Source organism: Mesorhizobium sp. M1E.F.Ca.ET.063.01.1.1 (genome assembly GCF_003998155.1).
Lineage (GTDB): Bacteria > Pseudomonadota > Alphaproteobacteria > Rhizobiales > Rhizobiaceae > Mesorhizobium.
In genome coordinates this window covers 1-3,281 of record NZ_RZSC01000662.1, presented here as the reverse complement: position 1 = coordinate 3,281, position 3,281 = coordinate 1, and the positions used below count along the sequence as shown (strand labels likewise).

General features: G+C 63.2%; 3 protein-coding genes and 1 pseudogene. All 4 read right to left on the bottom strand.

Going from position 1 to position 3,281, the window contains the following annotated elements; all coding sequences use genetic code 11:
• A pseudogene (locus EOA29_RS30145) lies at positions 1–218 on the bottom strand (hypothetical protein); the annotation flags it as partial.
• Positions 215–1,162, bottom strand: a complete 948-nt coding sequence (locus EOA29_RS30140) for an ABC transporter permease (protein WP_126093326.1) — start codon at positions 1,160–1,162, stop codon at positions 215–217. The pseudogene EOA29_RS30145 and the gene EOA29_RS30140, both read right to left, overlap by 4 nt.
• 29 nt (positions 1,163–1,191) lie before the next feature.
• Positions 1,192–2,673, bottom strand: coding sequence for an ABC transporter substrate-binding protein (locus tag EOA29_RS30135; protein ID WP_127222026.1), 1,482 nt, complete (start codon positions 2,671–2,673; stop codon positions 1,192–1,194).
• 107 nt (positions 2,674–2,780) lie between these two features.
• Positions 2,781–3,281 (bottom strand): M20/M25/M40 family metallo-hydrolase (locus EOA29_RS30130; RefSeq protein WP_127222025.1); only part of this gene is annotated, 501 nt, incomplete at its 5' end.

Sequence of the window (3,281 nt, the reverse complement as noted above, 5' to 3'; positions counted from 1 at the left end):
GGTTCGGCACCGATCATTTTGGCCGCGACATCCTGTCGATGATCATGGTCGGCGATCACCAGCCTGGTGACGTCATAGGGCGTCCAGACAAAGGAAAGCAGCGCGACCGCGGCCACCAGCAGCGTGATGACGAAGCCGATGAGGAACGAGCGGTTGCCGAAGGCCTTGGCCAGGACGCCGGCGAAGGTTTCCTCTGGCAGCTCGATGCGCATCGTCATTGCCGGCCTCTCAGCCGCGGATCGACGACCGCATAGGAGAAATCGACCAGCAGGTTGACGACGATGACGGCCGCGACCAAGAGCATGACGACGCTCTCGACGACGATCAGGTCGCGCTGGGTGATCGCCTGGAACACCAGCCGACCGAGCCCCGGCAGGTAGAAGACATTCTCGATGATAATGGTGCCGGCAAGCAGGAAGGCGAATTGCAGGCCGAGTATGGTGAGCACCGGGATCATGGCGTTGCGCAGCGCATGGCGCCAGAGCACGGCGCGGTAGGGCAGGCCCTTGGCGCGCGCGGTGCGGATATAGTCCTCGTTGAGCACCTCGATCAGCGCCGAGCGGGCGACGCGCGCCAGGATCGCGGCCTGCGGCAGCGCCAGCGCGACGGCCGGCAGCAGCAACGACTTCAGCGCTGGCCAGACGCCTGCATTCCAGCCAGGAAAACCGCCGGCCGGCACCAGCCGCAGCCACACGGCGAAGAGGTAGATCAGCATCAGCGCGAACCAGAAGTTCGGCACGGCGACGCCAAGCTGGGCTGCTCCCATGGCAAGTGTGTCGCCGGCCCGGCCTTGCCGGCTGGCGGAAAACAGCCCGACCGGAATGGCAATGACCGTCGAGAGCGCCAGCGCGATCAGCGCCAGCGGCAGAGAGACCACGACGCGTTCACGCACAAGATCAACGACGGGCACCGAATAGGTATAGGAGCGGCCGAAATCGAGGCTGAGCAATCCGCCCGCCCAGTGCAGGTAGCGCAGGGCAAGCGGCGCGTTGAGCCCCATCTGGTTGCGCAAGAGCTCAACCTGGTCAGCGCTGGCGTTGAAGCCCAGCATCAGACGCGCCGGGTCGCCGGGCAGGATTTCCATCACCGCAAACACCACCATCGAGGCCAGCACCAGCGTGACGGCCGCGATGATGAGGCGTTTTGCGAGGTAGGCGGTCATCGGAGGCGACCGGGGGATCGCACCGGCCGTCAGTCCGTCCACTTCACCTTGGTAAGGTCGTTGGCTTGGATCGGCGCGTTCTCCCACAGGCCCTGCAGCTTGGCGTCCCAGACGCCGACCTTCGGCAGTTCGTAGAGGAAGCCGACGACGGCGTCGTCGGCAAGGATCTTCTGCGCTTCGCCGAGCAGTTCCTTGCGCTTGGCTTCGTCCGAGGTGAGGTTGAGGCTGGCGATGATCTTGTCGAAGGTCGGGTTGTCGTAATTGAAGTAATAATCCTTGCGCGAATAGATATCGATGTCGTTGGGCTCGGTGTGGGAGACGATGGTCAGGTCGTAGTCTTTCTTGGTGAAGACCTGATCCAGCCACTGCGCCCATTCGACCGGAATAATCTCCAGGTCGATGCCGACATCGCGCAGCTCGGAGGCGATGATTTCGCCGCCAAGCCGCGCATAGGAAGGCGGCGGCAGCTTCAGCGTCGCCTTGAAGCCGTTTTCGAGGCCGGCCTCCTTCAGCAGTTCCTTGGCTTTGGCGACATTGTGCGGATAGAGGCCGGTGAGATCAACGTAGTCCTTGTTGGCGGGCGACATGTGCGAGCCGATCGGCACGCCGAGACCGGCCGAAGCGCCGTCGATGATCGCCTTGCGGTCGAGCGCATAGGAGATCGCTTGTCTCACCTGCAGCTTGTCGAAGGGCGGCTTCTTGTTGTTGATCGAGAGGATGGTTTCGCCTTCCGTCGCGCCGATCACCACATGGAAACGCGGGTCGTCCTTGACCTGGGAGACGCTGTCGGGATCGAAGAAGGGGAAGGCTTGGATGTCGCCGGAAAGCAGCGCCGGCACGGCGGCGGCGGCGTCAGGCACGATGCGGAACTCGACCTTGTCGAGGGAGACAGGCGCCCCCCAGTAATTGTCCGACTTCACCAGCGTGATCGAGGAGCCCTTGGCCCAGCCCTGGAACTTGAAGGGACCGGTGCCGATCGGCTTTTCCTTGTTGGTGTCGGCGGATTTCGGCGACACGATCACCGCGTCGCCCCAGCCCATATTGTAGAGGAATGATCCTTGCGGATTCTTCAGCGTCACCTTGACGGTCGCCGGGTCGACCACGTCGACCTTGTCGATCTGCGCGAACAGACCTTTCTGGGCATTGACCGAATTGTCGGCGCGGGCGCGGTCGAGCGAGAATTTCACGTCGTCGGCGCCGAAGTCGCTGCCGTCATGGAATTTGACGCCGGTGTGCAGCTTGAAGGTGTAAGTCTTGCCGTCATCCGAGATGGTCCAGCTTTCGGCGAGGTCGGGCAGCACCTCGCCGTTCGGGCCGATACGGGTAAGACCCTCGAAGACATTGGCATAGAGCACTTCGTCGATCGCCGCCGCGGCGCCCGCGGTCGGGTCGAGATGCGGGGGCTCGAGCGGAATGCCGATGACGAGATCGGTACGCGCGGCAAAAGCCGAGGTGGCGGTGGCGAGCGCCAGAGCGGCGGCGGCGGCGAGAACGGTCTTCCACAATTTCATCGGGCAACTCCCATCTTCTCAAACCGGGTGGATAGAAGCGTGATTTCGAGGTCGAGTAAATTGCGTTTCGTGCTGCCGGGCGGCGCCAAGGGAAATGTTTTTCCGGATCAGCCGGTCGTGCCGCGCAGCAGCACGTTGAGGCCGATCGCCATCACCTTGGCCGATTCCACCATGTCGGCGATGCCAACCCATTCGTCCGGCCGATGAGCAAGGTCGAGGATGCCGGGGCCGTAGGCGATGCAGTCGTAGATATGGCCGATGCGGGCGACGTGCTTCTGGTCATAGGTGCCGGGCGAGATCACATAATCCGGTTCGCGGTCGAAGACCTCCATGATGCCCTTGGCCACGGCCTTGACCACCGGCGCGTCGCGCTCGGTCATCAGCGGCAGCACCTCCATCAGGTCGCGGATCTCGTAATCGAACTTCTTCCGCTCGCGCTTCAGCCGTTCGAGGATGCCGGTGACTTCGCCTTTGACGGTTGCGAGGTCTTCCTCGAGCAGGAAGCGGCGGTCGATCGTCAGCCGGCAGGAATCGGGCACGTTGGGCGAGGGGAGCCCTGGCCGGAAATCCTCGGTCTGGCCGCCATGGATGGAGTTGATGTTCATGGT